General features: G+C 73.6%; 11 protein-coding genes and 1 riboswitch. Of the genes, 10 read left to right on the forward strand and 1 reads right to left on the reverse strand.

The annotated features are described in order from the left end of the window. Nucleotides 1-70: 70 nt before the first annotated feature. From ACIRSS_RS41710 to ACIRSS_RS41750, 9 genes are all read left to right on the forward strand, one after another. Nucleotides 71-1,690 carry a penicillin-binding transpeptidase domain-containing protein gene (locus tag ACIRSS_RS41710; protein WP_400905311.1) on the forward strand — a complete coding sequence of 540 codons (1,620 nt, stop codon included), beginning with the start codon at nt 71-73 and terminating at the stop codon, nt 1,688-1,690. A gap of 43 nt (nt 1,691-1,733) precedes the next feature. Then, nucleotides 1,734-2,480, forward strand: a complete 747-nt coding sequence (locus tag ACIRSS_RS41715; RefSeq protein ID WP_400905313.1) for an ArsR/SmtB family transcription factor — start codon at nt 1,734-1,736, stop codon at nt 2,478-2,480. 95 nt (nt 2,481-2,575) lie between these two features. Next, entirely contained in the window at nt 2,576-4,054 is a 1,479-nt protein-coding gene (locus tag ACIRSS_RS41720; protein WP_400905316.1) for a potassium/proton antiporter, read from the forward strand. Between the two features lie 407 nt (nt 4,055-4,461). Next, the gene (locus ACIRSS_RS41725) at nt 4,462-5,112 is read left to right on the forward strand and encodes a M23 family metallopeptidase (protein ID WP_400905318.1); all 651 of its coding nucleotides are present in this window, start codon (nt 4,462-4,464) and stop codon (nt 5,110-5,112) included. 82 nt (nt 5,113-5,194) lie between these two features. Then, a riboswitch (SAM riboswitch) is annotated at nt 5,195-5,309 on the forward strand. A gap of 37 nt (nt 5,310-5,346) precedes the next feature. Then, a complete protein-coding gene (locus tag ACIRSS_RS41730) occupies nt 5,347-6,705 on the forward strand; it encodes an aminotransferase class V-fold PLP-dependent enzyme (protein WP_400905321.1) in 1,359 nt (452 codons plus the stop codon). A 16-nt stretch (nt 6,706-6,721) separates the two neighbouring features. Next, the gene (locus ACIRSS_RS41735) at nt 6,722-7,321 is read left to right on the forward strand and encodes a hypothetical protein (protein ID WP_400905324.1); all 600 of its coding nucleotides are present in this window, start codon (nt 6,722-6,724) and stop codon (nt 7,319-7,321) included. A 359-nt stretch (nt 7,322-7,680) separates the two neighbouring features. Then, nucleotides 7,681-7,812 (forward strand): hypothetical protein, encoded by a 132-nt coding sequence (locus ACIRSS_RS41740; protein ID WP_400905327.1) that lies wholly within the window; start codon nt 7,681-7,683, stop codon nt 7,810-7,812. Between the two features lie 23 nt (nt 7,813-7,835). Continuing rightward, on the forward strand, nt 7,836-8,480 hold the full coding sequence (gene lspA / locus ACIRSS_RS41745) for a signal peptidase II (RefSeq protein WP_400905330.1): 645 nt from the start codon (nt 7,836-7,838) through the stop codon (nt 8,478-8,480). Then, nucleotides 8,477-9,406, forward strand: coding sequence for an RluA family pseudouridine synthase (locus ACIRSS_RS41750; protein ID WP_400905333.1), 930 nt, complete (start codon nt 8,477-8,479; stop codon nt 9,404-9,406). The genes lspA and ACIRSS_RS41750 overlap by 4 nt, the downstream gene beginning before the upstream one ends. Here ACIRSS_RS41750 and ACIRSS_RS41755 read toward each other — a convergent pair. Then, nucleotides 9,403-10,365 carry an AsnC family protein gene (locus ACIRSS_RS41755; RefSeq protein WP_400905336.1) on the reverse strand — a complete coding sequence of 321 codons (963 nt, stop codon included), beginning with the start codon at nt 10,363-10,365 and terminating at the stop codon, nt 9,403-9,405. The two genes, ACIRSS_RS41750 and ACIRSS_RS41755, sit on opposite strands and share 4 nt — an antisense overlap. Nucleotides 10,366-10,748: 383 nt before the next feature. On the opposite strand from ACIRSS_RS41755, the gene ACIRSS_RS41760 reads away from it, so the two are divergent. Next, on the forward strand, nt 10,749-15,704 hold the full coding sequence (locus ACIRSS_RS41760; protein ID WP_400905339.1) for a DUF885 domain-containing protein: 4,956 nt from the start codon (nt 10,749-10,751) through the stop codon (nt 15,702-15,704). Nucleotides 15,705-15,745: the final 41 nt, after the last annotated feature.

Genomic DNA, 15,745 nt, shown 5'->3' on the forward strand with positions numbered 1-15,745 from the left:
TCGTGGGTGGCCGGTAAGATCAGCCGGTCACCCACGACGGTGGCGTTCCTTGGGGGAGGGGTACGCGGAAATGAGTCCTGCGAGAAGACGCGGCATCCTGATCGGCGGCGCGCTGCTCGTCGTCGTGGCCGTGGTGGCGGCGTTCTTCGTGCTGAACGGCGGTTCGACGCCCGCGGCGGAGGCCGGGGCGACGAGCGTCGAGAACCCGGGCGCGGCCGATCCGCACTCGGCGATCACGGAGTACCTGCAGGACCTGTCCGAGAACAACCCGGACGCGGCGGGCCGGCTGACCGACGCCGCGCCGGCGGCCGCGGTGGCGCTGCGGGACGCGCGGAACACGCTGAACCCGTCGTCGCTGAAGGCGAAGCTGACCGTCCTGCAGCCGACTCCGGCCGGGGCCAAGCAGACCAGCGGGACGTTCAGCGTCTCGTGGGCGCTGAAGCCGGGGAAGGTCTGGACCTACGACGTGCCGTTCGAGCTCGCCCAGACCGGTGGGAAGTGGCTCGTGCACTGGGCACCGTCGCTGCTGCACCCGAAGCTGGAAGCGGGGCAGCGGCTGGTGGTCAGCACGGCGGTGCAGGACACGACGGCCGTCGCCGACCGCGACGGCAAGCCGCTGGTGGTCAGCGGGTCCGGCGGCCTGCGCGCGGTCGACGGCGACCCGGCGCCGCTGTTGCGTTCGGCGCTCACCGGGCAGGTGACGGCGGCGAGCGGGGGCGGCTTCGCCGTCGAACGCGTCGACACCAGCGGGAAGAGTGTCGAGACGCTGTTCGGGAAGGCCGACGGCGACGCGAAGACGCTGACGTCGAGCCTGAGCCTGACCGCGCAGAAGTCCGCGCAGGCCGCGGTGGACGGCTACCAGGGCTCGGCCATGATGGTCGCCCTCGACACGGGTTCGGGCGACATCCTCGCCGTCGCGCAGAACGCGGCCGCGGGGAACGCCCCGAAGGCGCTGCACGGCCTGTACGAGCCGGGTTCGTCGTTCAAGATCGCGACGTCGGTCGCGGCGGTCCAGCAGAGCGGGCTCAACGCGGGCTCGCCGGTCGACTGCCCCGGCGTCGCGACGATCGGCACGCGGACGGTCAAGAACGAGGGCTTCGAGCTGGGCGCGACGAACCTGCAGACGGCGTTCGCGCGCTCGTGCAACACGACGTTCGGGCAGCTGGCGCTGGACCTCCCGGCCGACGGGCTGGTGAAGGCCGCGAACGAGCTGGGCCTCAACGCCGACTACGAGATCCCGGGGATCGACACCGAGCTGGGCAAGGTCGAGCCGGCGGCGAGCAAGGACGAGCAGGTCGAGGACGGGTTCGGCCAGGGCCGGATCCAGGCGAGCTGCCTCGGCGGCGCGCTGATGGCGGCCACGGTCGCGGCCGGCAAGGCCATCACACCGCGGCTGTGGCACGACCTCGACACGAAGGTCGTCAAGGGCTATTCGCCGCCGCCCGCGGCGGTGCTCGGCCAGGTGCGGAAGATGATGCGGGCCGTGGTGACCGGCGGGACCGGCCGCGGCGCGGCGGGAGCGGGCGAGGTCTTCGGCAAGACCGGCACCGCCCAGTTCGGCGACGGCTCGAACGCCACGGGCTGGTTCGTCGGGTACCGCGGGAACGTGGCGTTCGCGGTGCTCCTGGAGAGCTCCAACGACTCGGGCCCGGCGGTCACCCTGGCCGCGAAGTTCCTGAAGGGGATCTGACGCTTCGGCCGCGGCCGAACAGCGCGGGTCGTAGCGTGGGGGCATGGAGACGATCGCCCTCGCCGAGGTCGCCGCGGTGCTCGCCGACCCGAGCCGGGCCACCATGTGCCTCGCCCTGCTCGACGGGCGGGCCTGGACCGTCGGCGAGCTGGCCAAGGCGGCCGGGATCGCGCTCTCCACGGCCAGCGAACACGTCACCCGGCTGGTCGACGCCGGGTTCGTCGTCCGGGTCAAGCAGGGCCGCGCGAGCTACGTCCGGATCGCCGACCCGCGCGTCGCCGAGCTGATCGAGCACCTGGCCCAGCACGCCGTGACATCCGGGGCGCTGCCCCGGGCCGGGGGCTCCGCCACCCGGAGCCCCCTAAAAACTGTCGGGCACCGGCCGGTAACGGGGCTGAAGTCGTCGCTGCGGGTGAAGCGGCTCGGCTTCGCGCGCACCTGCTACGACCACCTCGCGGGCGTGCTCGGCGTCGCCGTGCGCGACGGCATGCTCGCCACCGGCCTCGTCGACACCGCCGACGGCCTGACGCTGACCGGCCGCGGCCGCGAGGTGCTGGCCGGGCTCGGCGTGCCGGTCGCCGCCGGGCGCCGGCCGCTGCTGCGCGACTGTCTGGATTGGACGGAACGCCGCGACCACCTCGCCGGCGCACTGCCCGCGGCGCTGCTCGACCGGGCGGTCGAGGCCGGCTGGGTCGGCCAGGACGGCCACCGCGCCGTGAAGGTGCACCCGAGCGCCGCCGAGCCGTTCGCTGCGCTGGGCGTCGATCTCGCGGCGCTGGATGGGCCTTAACACACCGGGTGTCCGACTCGGGCCGGCGGTACACGAACGAGTTAACCCTCCCGCTTCACTATTCTGAGTGCCCACGGCACTCGGAGGGAGGCGGCATGGACCAGCTCCCCGTGCTGCTCGGCGTCGGCGGCGTCGTGCTGCTCGCGTCCGTGCTCGCCGTGCGCGTCTCCATCCGGCTCGGCCTGCCGTCGCTGCTGCTGTACCTCGGGATCGGCGTGGTGCTCGGCGAAGCCGGCTTCGGCATCCGGTTCGACAACCCCGAGCTGACCCAGTCGCTCGGCCTCGCCGCGCTCGTCATGATCCTCGCCGAAGGCGGGTTGACGACGCGCTGGTCGGCCGTGAAACCCGCGCTGGGCCTGGGAATCGCACTGTCCACAGTGGCCGTCGTGGTGAGCGTCGCGGTCACCGGCGCGGCGCTGCACTTCCTGCTCGGCCTCGACTGGCGGTTCGCCCTGCTGTGGGGCGCGGTGCTCGCTTCGACCGACGCGGCGGCGGTGTTCTCGGTGCTGCGCACGGCCGGGATCGGCAAACGCCTGGTCGGGGCACTGGAGCTGGAGTCGGGCGTCAACGACGCACCGGCGTACATCGCGGTCGTCGTGCTGGCCGAAGGCACCACTGTGGACTGGACGCTGCCGCTGCTGGTCGTCTACGAGCTGGGCGCGGGCCTGGCGATCGGGCTCGCCTTCGGCTGGCTCGGCGGGATCGCGCTGCGCCGGGCCGCGCTGCCGGCGACCGGGCTCTACCCGCTCGCGACGATCGCGGTCTGCGTGGTCGCGTACTCGTCCGGCCAGCTGGCGCACGCGTCCGGGCTGCTCGCCACGTACGTCGCCGCGCTGGTGCTGGGCAACGCGCGGCTGCCGCACCGGTCGGACACGCTGTCGTTCGCCGAGGGGCTCGGCTGGCTGGCGCAGATCGGGCTGTTCGTGCTGCTCGGGCTGTTCGCGTCGCCGAGCCGGCTGCTCGAGACGCTGGTCCCGGGCCTGGTCGCCGGCGCCGTCGTGCTGCTGCTGGCCCGGCCGATCTCGGTGGTGCTCTCGGTGCTGCCGTTCCGGCTGCCGTGGCGGGAACAGGCGTTCCTGTCGTGGGCCGGCCTGCGCGGCGCGGTGCCGATCGTGCTGGCGATGATCCCGCTGTCACGAGGGTTGCCGGGCGCGCAACGGCTGGTCGACGCGGTGTTCGTGCTGGTCATCGTGCTGACGCTGGTCCAGGGGGCGACGCTCGGGCCGCTGGGCCGCAAGCTGGGGCTGGCGACGAAGTCCGAGCCGCACGAGGTCGAGGTCGACTCCGCACCGCTGGACGAGCTGGGCGCGGAGCTGCTGCAGGTCCGCATCCAGCGCGGGTCGAAGCTGCACGGCGTGTACTTGTCGGAGCTGAGGCTGCCGACGGGGGCGACGGTCAGCCTGGTCGTCCGCGAGGGCGCGGGTTTCACGCCCCAGAAGACGAGCCGGCTGCAGGAGAACGACCAGCTGCTGGTGGTGACGACCACGGTGGTCCGCGACGCGGTCGAGCGCCGGCTGCGAGCGGTGGACCGGGCGGGCCGGCTGGCCAGGTGGCGGGGCGAGTCGGGGCGCTAACCCGTTCGTGGTCGTGGCCGCGCTGTGACCGATCGGACGAATCCGTCGCTGGATGCGAGCTGCCGTTGGGGTGAGGCGGTGCTCGGGCCGCGCGACGCGGTCGGCAAGGCAGCGAGCTGGGCCGTTGGGAGCGAGTCGGCGCTGTTGGCTGTGGCTGCCCAGCCCAGCCAGCCCAGCCCAGCCGCATGATCTGGCCCGCCAAGCGCGCCAGCCCGCCCCCTCCCGCGCGGCCCCCTGAACCGCGCTTTGTCCGGTCCCTGTCCACTCTCCCCGCCGACCTGGTGATCTTTTCCCGCAAGGGTGATCTTCCCCGTCCGGAATCTTCCCAATGATCCAACCTTTGGCCTACTCTCCGCCCGATCCGGTTAGTTCGAATGGGTGAGCGTTAAGCCAAAGGAGTACGCACGGTGACAAAACTGCACACTCGCCGGACGGTCCTCGCCGTCGCGATGACCGCGGCCCTCGGCCTGCTCGGCGCGCCGGCCGCGATCGCCGAAGTGGCTCCCTTCCCGGCTCTCGCCCTGCCGTTCAAGGCCGGTCAGCAGGTCTACTCCGCGGGCATCCACTCCGACGACGGCAGCACCGGCGTCAAGAACGCGATCGACTTCAGTCCGGCCGACCGGACCGTGCGCGCCCCTCTGGCCGGGACCGTCCACCTGCAGCACTGCGCCGGCGGCGACTGGGTCACCATCGACCACGCCGGCGGCTGGCGGACCGGGTACTACCACATGGAAGGCATCAAGGTCACCGACGGTGAGCACGTCGAGGCCGGGGCCGTCCTCGGGTCGACCGGGAACGCGCTCCCGTGCGGTGGCAGCAGCACCGGCGCCCACGTGCACTTCACGCTCTGGACCGTGCCCGAGGCCGCGAACTGGGACGGCAAGTCCTTCGCGGAGGTCTCGACGGCCGTCGCCCAGGCCGATGGCGAACCCGTCGACGGCAAGACCATCGGCGGCTGGCGCTTCACCGCGGGAGCCGAGCAGTACACCGGCACCGCGACGCACCTCGCGGACAACGCCGTGACGCAGCTCCCCGGACGCTTCCGCGCCAAGCTCTGAGGCCTCACGGTGTGTGAGCGGCGTCTCAGAATGTGAGGCGGGGGTTGGCCGCCGGCCGCGTTCTCGGTTACCTTCGGGCTCAGGTCATGAGTGCCAGCGCGAAGCCCCGGCTTGCTGGCCGGCAACCCTCCTACCGCGGTGGGGTGCCCCGGGTGAAGACCGGGCCGGTCGCGCCGTGCGACGGGCAAGCGCGGGCCCCTCGCCGGGGTCCCCCGGACCGCCGAGGAGGCACCGATGACTCTCGCCATCGACCGCACCAGCACGACCACCCTGGCTGCCGTCACCGCGAAAACCGTTGTCACGCAAGACATCCCGACCGTCGCGGGGGCCGCCCTGCGCGTCCCGCTCGTCACCGGCGAGGCAATCGGCTACGCCAACCTCGACCACGCCGCGAGCGCCCCCTGTCTCGACGCCGTCCGCGCGAAGGTCGACGAATTCCTGCCCTGGTACGCCAGCGTCCACCGCGGTGCCGGCTTCGCCTCCCAGGTCTCCACCAAGCTCTACGAACGCACCCGCGACGTCCTGCGCCGCTTCGTCGACGCCCGCCGGACCGACACCGTCGTGTTCACCCGCAACACCACCGACTCCTTCAACCTGCTCGCCCGCAGCCTGCCGCGGCACACGACGGTGGTCGTCTTCGACACCGAGCACCACGCCGCGCTGCTGCCGTGGCAGGGCCCGAACGTCCGGCGGATCCCGACCCCGCGCACCCGCCTCGCGGCAGTGTCCGCTGTGGACGAAGCCCTCGCGGATGCACCGCAGGGACCGCGATTGGTCGTCGTCACCGGAGCGTCCAATGTGACCGGTGAGCTGCTCCCCGTCGCCGAAATCGCCGCCGTGGCGCGCAGGCACGGCGCGCGCATCGCGCTCGACGCCGCCCAGCTCGCCCCGCACCGCCGGATCTCGATCAAGGACCTGGACGTCGACTACGTCGCGCTGTCCGGCCACAAGCTCTACGCGCCATTCGGTGCGGGCGCCCTGATCGGGCGCGCCGACTGGCTGCGCGCCGCCCGGCCGTACCTCGCCGGCGGCGGCGCGACCAAGCTCGTCACCGAGGACGCCGTCGTCTGGAACACCGGGCCCGAGCGCCACGAAGCCGGCTCGCCCAACACCGTCGGCGTCTACGCGCTCGGCGTCGCGTGCGAAACCCTCGGCGAAAACTGGGCCGCGATCGAAAACCACGAGCAGACCCTGCTCGCCCGGCTGCGCAAGGGACTCGAAGGCATCCCGGGCTGCGCCGAGCTGCGGCTGTTCGCCGCGCCGGTCGACCGCGTCGGCACGGTCAGCTTCGTCGTCGACGGCTTCGACCCGGGCTGGGTCGCCGCGGTGCTGTCGGCGGAGTACGGCATCGGCGTCCGCGACGGCGCCTTCTGCGCCCACATCGCCGCCAAGCGCCTGATCGGCGTCACCGGCGGCACCGGGCAGCAGGCCATCCGCGTCAGCCTCGGCCTCGGCAGCACCGAGGAGCACGTCGACCGCGTGGTGCGGGCGCTGCGCCAGATCGTCGCGCGCGGGGCCCGCTGGGAGTACGCGAAGGTGGACGGCCGCTGGGCCCCGGTCGGCGACCCGCGTGAGCTGCCGCCGTTCTGCTGAGCGCTAGCCTGGCCCGATGGGGAGAGAGCGGCGGTTCTGGTTTCCGTTGGCCCTGCTCGGGCTGACGCAGATCGGCATGGTGGCGCTGCAGCTGCTGTCGCGCCGCAGCCCGGCCGAAGACCAGTCCGCGAACCTCCTCCTCAGGCCGGCGGCCCCGCCCGGGGTGGCGCAGTACGGCCGCGCCCAATGGCTGTCCCAGGACGCCTTCTACTCCCTGGGACGAGGCCTGCCCACGGGCGTGGCCTGGCTGGTCGCGCTCGGCGTGGTGCTGATCGGCACGGCGATCTGGTACGCGCTCGCCCTGCGGCCCGTCCGCACCGGGTGGTTCGTCCTCGGGACGCTCGGCGCGCTGCTCGCCGTGCCGCTGCTCGACCTGGTCGGGTCGTGGCAGTTCCGGCTCGGCGACGAGCTGTGCGGCCCGCTGCTGGCCACCCTCGGCCTGCTGGTGCTCGCCGCGTACGAGCGCAGCAAGCTCGTCCTGCTCGCCGCGGCGGCGTTCGCGGTGATCGCCGTGGTGCTCTCGGCGGACCTGGTGGGGGTGCTCGGCTCGGCGGCCGTCCTGCTCGCCGCGGCGTTCGCCGCCCTCCTGCGCCCGGCGCGCGAGGCCCTGCCGTGACGGGGACGCGGCGGTCCTGGTTCCCGGGACGGCTGGTGATGGTGGCGGTCGAGCTGGTGTCGAAGGACACCGCGCGCGGGGCCACCAGCTGACCCGGGGCACCGGCCTCCCCGACAACCGGCTCTCGGGCATCGACGCCGCCACCGACGTGGTCGCTCGGCCGGCTCGCCTGCGTGGTGCTCGCCGTGGCGGGCCGGTACCGGTAGTCCCGGCGGGCACGCCGCCGCAGGCCGTCCGGTTCGAGCGCGGCCGTCCCGCTGCTCGACCTGGTCGGCGCGCTGGAGCTGCGGCTACCCGGGGACGGGCGTGCCGCGCTCGGCCCCCTGGTGCCGGCCGGGTACGGGCGCGGCCGGTTCCTGGTGGCCGTCGATGCGGGGTCCGTCCTGGTCACGGTGGTTTTCCCGACCCCGCCGGGGGGTGCGCTGATGGCGGCGGGCCTGCTGTTCGCCGTGCTGCCGCGCGGGCCGGTCACCGCCGCCGACACGGCCTGACCAGCACCGTGGACAATGGTGCGGTGAGCACCGAGCCCAGCCACTCCGAGCCCGACACCGACGCAGCCGCCGAGGTGGCGCCCGAGACCGTGCAGGAGACGCCGGAAGAGCCGGCGACGCCGCTGCCGAAGCGGCGCGTGGGCTGGGTGTTCGCGGTCGCCGTCGTGTTCTGGGCGATCGACCTGGTGACGAAGAACCTGGTCGCCGCCAACCTCGAAGGCAAGGAGCCGGTCCGGATCCTCGGCGGGCTGATCTACCTGCAGGTGATCCGCAACCCGGGTGCCGCCTTCTCGATGGCCACCGGCATGACGTGGGTGCTCGCGCTGGTCGCCCTCGCCGTCGTCGTCGCGATCATCTGGCTGTCGCGGCGGCTGCGCTCGATCGGCTGGGCCATCGGCCTCGGCCTGGTGCTCGCCGGCGCGACCGGCAACCTCACCGACCGCATCTTCCGCGCGCCCGGCGGGCTGCAGGGCCACGTCGTCGACTTCATCTCGGCGTTCGCCCCGAACGGCAAGGGCTTCGCGATCTTCAACATCGCCGACTCGGCGATCTGCGTCGGCGGCGCGCTGATCGTGCTGCTTTCCCTGCTGGGCAAGGACTACGACGGCACGTCGACCAAGGACAAGAAGAAGGCCGAAGCGCCGGAGCAGCAGGAGGAGCAGGCGTGAGCTCGCGGATGCTCCCGGTGCCCGACGGGCTCGACGGGATGCGGGTCGACGCCGGCCTCGCCAAGCTGCTCGGCCTGTCGCGGACCGTCGTCGCGGAGCTCGCCGAATCCGGGGACGTGCTGCTCGACGGCCGTCCCGCGGGCAAGTCCGACCGGCTCTCCGGGGGCGGCCTGCTGGAGATCACCCTGCCGGAGCCCGCGAACCCCGTCGAGGTCGTCGCGCAGCCGGTCGAGGGCATGCAGATCCTGCACGACGACGACGACATCGTCGTGATCTCGAAGCCGGTCGGCGTCGCCGTGCACCCGAGCCCGGGCTGGACCGGACCGACCGTCGTCGGCGGCCTCGCCGCGGCCGGCCTGCGCATCGCGACCTCGGGCGCGGCCGAGCGCCAGGGCGTCGTGCACCGGCTCGACGCGGGCACCACCGGCGTGATGGTGGTGGCCAAGAGCGAGCACGCGTACACCGTGCTGAAGCGCGCGTTCAAGGAGCGCACGGTCGACAAGGGCTACCACGCGATCGTCCAGGGCCACCCCGACCCGATGCGCGGCACGATCGACGCCCCGATCGACCGCCACCCGCGTCACGACTACAAGTTCGCGGTCGTCCAGGGCGGCCGCCCGAGCGTCACGCACTACGAGGTCGTCGAGGCGTTCCGGGCGGCGTCGCTGGCGCACATCAAGCTGGAGACCGGGCGGACGCACCAGATCCGCGTCCACTTCTCGGCGCTGCGCCACCCCTGCGTCGGCGACCTGACGTACGGCGCGGACCCCGTCCTGGCACGGCACCTCGGCCTGAGCCGCCAGTGGCTGCACGCGAAGACGCTGGCGTTCGCGCACCCGGCGGACGGCCGCTGGGTCGAGTTCGAGTCCGAGTACCCGGACGACCTGGCGAAGGCCCTGGAAATCCTGCGCGACGAGAGCTATTAGTCGTCGATCGACCAGGTGAGCGTGCGCTCGTCCGGCTCCGGCCGCGGGCTCCAGCGCACCGAAACCACGCGCGTCGCGTCCGGCAGGACGTACACCGTGTGGCCACCCAGGGTTTCGCCCGGTTTGACGCCGATCTTGTGCGGCGGCCGGGACGTCAGCGACACCGGCGCCTTGCCGATCGCGGTGCCGTCGGCGGCGAGCAGCTCGAGGTAGTTGTCCGGCAGCGACGCGAACGGGATCGAGCCGCGGTTGGTGATCTCGGTGTGCACGACGACCGCGCGTTCGCCCGCCTCCAGGCGGTAGCCCGCCGCGCCGAACAGGTAGTCCGCCGGGTCCTGGACTTCCAGCAGCTGCACCGTCAGCTGTTCGCCCTCCAGGCCCTGGGTCGCCATGACCTCGCCGAGCTTGCCCTTCTTGCCGGTGCCGGCCGGCCGGGCGGGCTCGTCACCGCGCGCCCACGACGCCGTCTGCGGCAGGCCCCACGTGCTCACCACGGGATCGACCGGCGCCGGCGGCGGGGTGACCTGCGGGCGCGGCGGCGGGCCCGGGTACCGACCGGACGGCGTGCCCTGGACGTTGTACGGACCCGAAGGCGCGCCTTGCACGTTGTACGGACCCGACGGCACGCCCTGCGGCCCCGGGCCGGGCGGCATCGGCGGCGCGGGCTGCTGGGGCACCGGGTGCGACGGCGGCGCGAACTGCTGCGGAGCCGGGAACGGCTGCTGCGGCGGCCGGTTCGCCCACGACGGCGGCGCGCCCGCGATGGCCGCCCGCAACCCCTGCGGGTCGCTCTCGACGCCGACGAGCAGCGGCAGCCCGCTGCCGGACAGGGCGACCAGCCGGTAGGCGACCTCGCGAGGATCCATGCCGACCTTGGCCGCCAGCTCGTGCACCGCGGTCTTGCCGAGCTCGGCGAGCGCGGCGAGCAAGCGGATGTCCACGGGATCGGTCACGGCCACCCGCTGAACGCTACCGCCTCGCCGATCCACCCGCGCCGGCCCCGCCCGGCGCCGCCTTGCCGATCCGCCCGCGCAACCCGCGCCCACCTGCGCTGGCTGCGCCCGCCTACGCCACCCGCGCCCACTTGCGCCACCCGCGCCCGCCTCCGCTGGCTGCGCCCGCCTGCGCTGGCTCCGCCCGGTGGCGTCGCCTTGCCGATCCACCTGCGCGCCACCCGCGCCCGCCTGCCTGCGCCGCTCGCTCCCGCCTGCGCCGCCTGTGCCCGGCAAGGCCACCTCGCAGATCCACCCCCGCCCGCCCCGCCCGGCGGCTCACCGTTCTTGTCGGTGATCTCCGTTAGGGTCGGTTCCGAGCACAACACCGAAAGCTGGGGGTCCTGCCCATGACCGCGGTCACCGAACTCGCCGAGGAGTTCGTCGAAGCGCTGTTCGCCGCCGATCCGCTGACGCCCGCCCTGCTGGGCATCCGGCCGGCCGAGCCCGGCTTGCCGGACCTGTCCGCCGAGGCCGAACAAGCGCACCGGGCCACGCTCGCGGCGTTCGCCGAGCGGGCCCGCGCGCTGGACGCCGGGGAGCTGTCGGCCGAAGACCGCGTCACCCGCGAAGTCCTCATCGCCACGGCGGAAGACCGCGTCGCCGCGATCGACAGCCGGATGACCGAGTTCACGGTCACCGACGTCATGGTGGCGCCCGCGGCTTCGCTGCTGATGGTGCTGCCGATGGCGACGGTCTCGGCGGGCGACACCGCCGAGGCCCAGCTCGGCCGGCTCGCCGCCATCCCGGCGTACCTGCGCCAGGCCGCCCGGCGGCACGCCGACGGGATCGCCGCCGGGCGCACCCCGGTGGCGCACCTGGTCGAGGCCGCGGTCGCGCACCTCGACCGCTACCTCGCCGACCCGGCCACCGATCCGCTCCGCCGCCAGCCGGCGCCGGACGAGGAGTTCGAGCGCCGCCGCGACGAGCTGCTCGCCGACGTCGTCCGCCCGGCCTTCGCCGAGTACCGCGAGTTCCTCGTCACCGACGTCCGGCCGCACGGCCGGCCCGCCGAGCAGCCCGGCCTGAAGTGGCTGCCGGGCGGCGACGAGACGTACGCGCGCCTGGCGAAGGTGCACACGACCACCGAGCGGACGCCGGAAGAGCTGCACCGGACCGGGCTCGACATCATCGACTCGCTGGCCGCCGAGTACCGCGAGCTGGGGCAGCGGGTGTTCGGCACCGACGACCTGGCGGAGATCTTCCGGCGCCTGCGCACCGACCCCGCCCTGCGCTGGAGCGGCGCCGAAGAGCTGCTGGACACCGCCCGCACCGCCGTCGCCCGCGCGACCGCGGAGGCCCCGAAGTGGTTCGGGACCGTGCCGTCGCAGCCGTGCCTGGTCGAAGCGGTGCCGGAGGAAGCCGCGCCCGGCGCGCCCCCGGCGTACTACCTGCGCCCGGCCGCCGACGGCTCCCGCCCGGGCATCTACTTCGCGAACACCTACGAGGCCACCGAGCGGTTCCGGCACACGGCCGAGTCGGTCGCGTTCCACGAAGCCGTGCCGGGGCACCACTTCCAGCTGAGCGTCGCGACCGGCCTGACCGACCTGCCGCTGCTGCGCCGCATCGGCAGCTTCACCGCCTACACCGAGGGCTGGGGCCTCTACAGCGAGCGCCTCGCCGAGGAGATGGGGCTGTACTCCGGCGACGTCGCGCGGCTGGGCATGCTGACCGCCGACTCGATGCGGGCCGGCCGGCTGGTCGTCGACACCGGCCTGCACGCCCTGGGCTGGAGCCGGCAGCAGGCCGTCGACTACCTCGCCGAGCACACGCCGATGGCCCAGGTGGAGATCGAAGCCGAGGTCGACCGGTACATCGCGTGGCCCGGCCAGGCGCTGGCGTACATGGTGGGGCGGCTGGAGATCCAGCGGATCCGCGCCCGCGCCGAGGAGCGGCTCGGCTCCCGGTTCGACATCCGCGCGTTCCACGACCTGGTGCTCGCCGGGGGCGCGCTGCCGCTGTCGGCGCTCGCGTCCGCCGTCGACGAGTGGGTGGCCGGCCACGGCGACACGGCGAACGGCCTGGCCGCCGAGCTGGTCGAGCTGACCTTCGAGCACGAGCCGCTGTTCCCGTCGGTCTACGGGCTGCCCGGCGACCACGACCGGCTCTCCGACCAGAGCCGCGCGGCGCAGGAGAAGTACCGCGCGGCCTACCGGGAGCTCGCCGCCCGGGCCCGCGCGCTGCCCGCCGAGGCGCTGACGGCGGAAGAGGCCGTGACGCGCGAGGTCGTGGTCGCGGCCGCCGAGGTCGAGGCCGACCGGCTCGGCGCCCGCAGCGCCGACATCGCGGTCAGCGACGGGCTGACCGCGCCCGCGCTGTCGCTGCTGCTGTACCTGCCCTACTACAAGCTCGACGACGAGAAGAAGGCGCGCGGCTTCCTGGCCCGGCTCGCGGCGATCGGCACGTTCCTCGAGCAGCTGACCGAGCGGCAGCGCGAAAGCCTGGCCGACGGGCTCGTGCCGGCGGCCTACCTCGCCCGCGTCGGCATCGAATACATCGACCGCTACCTGGCGGCGCCGGAGTCCGATCCGCTGAAGGTGGGCACGACCGCGGCGGTCGAGGGCTTCGAAGCCGAGCGCGACCGGCTGCTCGCCGAGGTCGTCCACCCCGCTTACGCGCGCTACCGCGACTTCCTGCGCACCGAGGTCGAGCCGGTCGGCCGGCCCGACACCGCGCCCGGCATCGGGCACGTGACGGGCGGCGCGGAGCGGTACGCGGCGCTGATCCGCGCGGAGACGACGACCGAGCGCACGGCCCAGGACCTGCACGACACCGGGCTGGCGCTGATCGCGAAGCTCGCGGACGAGTACCGCGAACTGGGGCAGAAGGTGTTCGGCACCACCGAACTCACCGAAATCTTCGAGCGGCTGCGCACCGACCCCGAGCTGCGCTGGCGTGACGGCGAGGAGCTGCTGTCCGCGGCCCGTGACGCCATCGCGCGCGCGGAAGCCGTGGCGCCGCGGTGGTTCTCGAGCATCCCGGCGGAGAAGTGCGAGGTCGCGCCGGTGCCCGAGGCCGACGCGGCGAGCGGCACGATCGCGTACTACCTCCAGCCGTCGCTCGACGGCACGCGGCCGGGAACCTACTACGCCAACACGTACGAGGCCGACAAGCGCCCGCGCTTCACCAGCGAGGCGATCGCGTTCCACGAAGCCGTGCCGGGGCACCACTTCCAGCTCAGCCTGGCCCAGGAGCTGACGGACCTGCCGCTGCTGCGGCGGATCGGCATGTTCAACGCCTACGCCGAAGGCTGGGGCCTCTACGCGGAGCGGCTGGCCGACGAGATGGGCCTGTACTCCGACGACGTGGCCCGGCTGGGCATGCTCACGCAGGACTCGATGCGGGCGGGCCGGCTCGTCGTCGACACCGGGATGCACGCGCTCGGCTGGAGCCGGCAGCAGGCGATCGACTACCTCGTCGACAACACGCCGATGGCGCGGCTCGAGATCGAGGCGGAGATCGACCGGTACGCCGGCTGGCCGGCCCAGGCCCTCGGGTACATGGTCGGGCGGCTGGAGATCCAGCGGCTGCGCGCCGAGGCCGAGGAGGCGCTCGGCGACCGCTTCGACATCCGCGCGTTCCACGAAGTCGTGCTGGGCCACGGCATGCTGCCGCTGTCGGCGCTGGCCAAGGTGGTCACCGACTGGGTCGCGGCCCAGGGCGACACCGCCGACCGGCTGGCCGACGAGTGCCTCGAGCTGATGTTCGAGGCGCAGCCGCTGCTGCCGTCGCTCTACGGCCTGCCCGGCGCGCACGACAAGCTCGCCGACCAGTCCGCCGAGGCGGTCGCCCGGCAGCGCGCCGGGTTCGCCGCGCTCATCGCGCGGGCCGAGGCGCTCGAGGCGCTGCCGCCCGCCGAGCGCGTCACGCGGGACGTCGTGATCTGGCAGGCCCGCACGCTGATCGACGTCCTGGACTCGGGCCGCGCGGACATCGCGGTGAGCGACGGGCTGGCCGCGCCGGCGCTGGAACTGCTGATGATGCTGCCGCAGACGGTCCTCGACGACGAGGCCAAGGCCCGCGGCTACCTGAGCCGCCTCGGCGCGGTCGGGACGTACCTGGACCAGTTGATCGAGCGGCAGCGGGCCGCGCTCGCCGCGGGCCTGACGCCGCCGGAGTTCCTGGCGCGCATCGGCGTCGGCTACGTCGAGCGGTACCTCGCGGCGCCGGACGGCGACCCGCTGAAGGTGCCGGTCCACGGGCTCGAGGCCGAGCGCGACCGGTTGCTGGCCGAGGTCGTGCGGCCCGCGTACGCGCGGTACCGCGACTTCCTGGCCGACGAGGTCGTGCCGGTCTCGCGGCCGGAGACGTCCCCGGGCATCGGCGACCTGCCGGGCGGCGCGGAGCGGTACGCGAAGCTGATCCGGGCGGAGACGACGACCGAGCGCACGGCCCAGGACCTGCACGACACCGGGCTGGCGATCATCGAGCGGCTGGCGGGGGAGTACCGCGAGCTGGGGGCGAAGGTGTTCGGCACCACGGACATCGCGGAGATCTTCGACCGGATCCGCACGGACCCGGCGTTGCGCTGGCGCGACGGCGACGAACTGCTGGACGCGGCTCGGGCGACGATCGCGCGGGCGGAAGCTGTGGCGCCGCAATGGTTCCTGCGGGTTCCGGAGCAGAAGTGCGAGGTCGCGCCGGTGCCGGCCGCCGAGGCGGAAAGCGGCTCGATCGCGTACTACATCGACGCGTCGCTGGACGGTTCGCGCCCGGGCACGTACTACGCGAACACGCACGAGGCCGACCAGCGGCAGCGGACGCTCGGGGAGGCAGTGGCGTTCCACGAAGCCGTGCCGGGGCACCACTTCCAGCTGACGCTCGCGCAGCAGCTGACGGGAGTTCCGCTGCTGCGCCGGATCGGCATGTTCAACGCGTACGCCGAGGGCTGGGGGCTGTACGCCGAGCGGCTGGCCGACGAGATGGGCCTGTACTCCGACGACGTGGCCCGGATCGGCTTGCTGACGCAGGATTCGATGCGCGCGGCGCGGCTGGTGGTCGACACGGGCCTGCACGCGCTGGGCTGGAGCCGGCAGCGGGCGGTGGACTACCTGGTCGAGAACACGCCGATGGCCCGGATCGAGATCGAGGCGGAGATCGACCGCTACGCGGGCCACCCGGGCCAGGCGCTGGGGTACATGGTGGGCCGCCTGGAGATCGAGCGGCTGCGGACGGAGGCGGAGCAGGCGCTGGGCGACCGGTTCGACATCCGCGAGTTCCACGACACGGTGCTGGGCAGCGGAACGGTCCCGCTCCCGGTCCTGGCGGACGTGGTGTCCGAGTGGGTGGCGGCCCGCGCGCAGTGAGGACGGCTGAGCCCGGTGGCGTGGTTCGCTGCCGGGCCCGG

This window comes from Amycolatopsis sp. NPDC101161 (assembly GCF_044768185.1).
Classification (GTDB): domain Bacteria; phylum Actinomycetota; class Actinomycetes; order Mycobacteriales; family Pseudonocardiaceae; genus Amycolatopsis.

Bases quoted from the DNA above. Each gene is read 5' to 3' on its own strand.
- ACIRSS_RS41710 (WP_400905311.1), top strand. From the start codon at position 71: ATGAGTCCTGCGAGAAGACGCGGCATCCTGATCGGCGGCGCGCTGCTC.
- ACIRSS_RS41715 (WP_400905313.1), top strand. From the start codon at position 1,734: ATGGAGACGATCGCCCTCGCCGAGGTCGCCGCGGTGCTCGCCGACCCG.
- ACIRSS_RS41720 (WP_400905316.1), top strand. From the start codon at position 2,576: ATGGACCAGCTCCCCGTGCTGCTCGGCGTCGGCGGCGTCGTGCTGCTC.
- ACIRSS_RS41730 (WP_400905321.1), top strand. From the start codon at position 5,347: ATGACTCTCGCCATCGACCGCACCAGCACGACCACCCTGGCTGCCGTC.
- ACIRSS_RS41735 (WP_400905324.1), top strand. From the start codon at position 6,722: ATGGGGAGAGAGCGGCGGTTCTGGTTTCCGTTGGCCCTGCTCGGGCTG.
- ACIRSS_RS41760 (WP_400905339.1), top strand. From the start codon at position 10,749: ATGACCGCGGTCACCGAACTCGCCGAGGAGTTCGTCGAAGCGCTGTTC.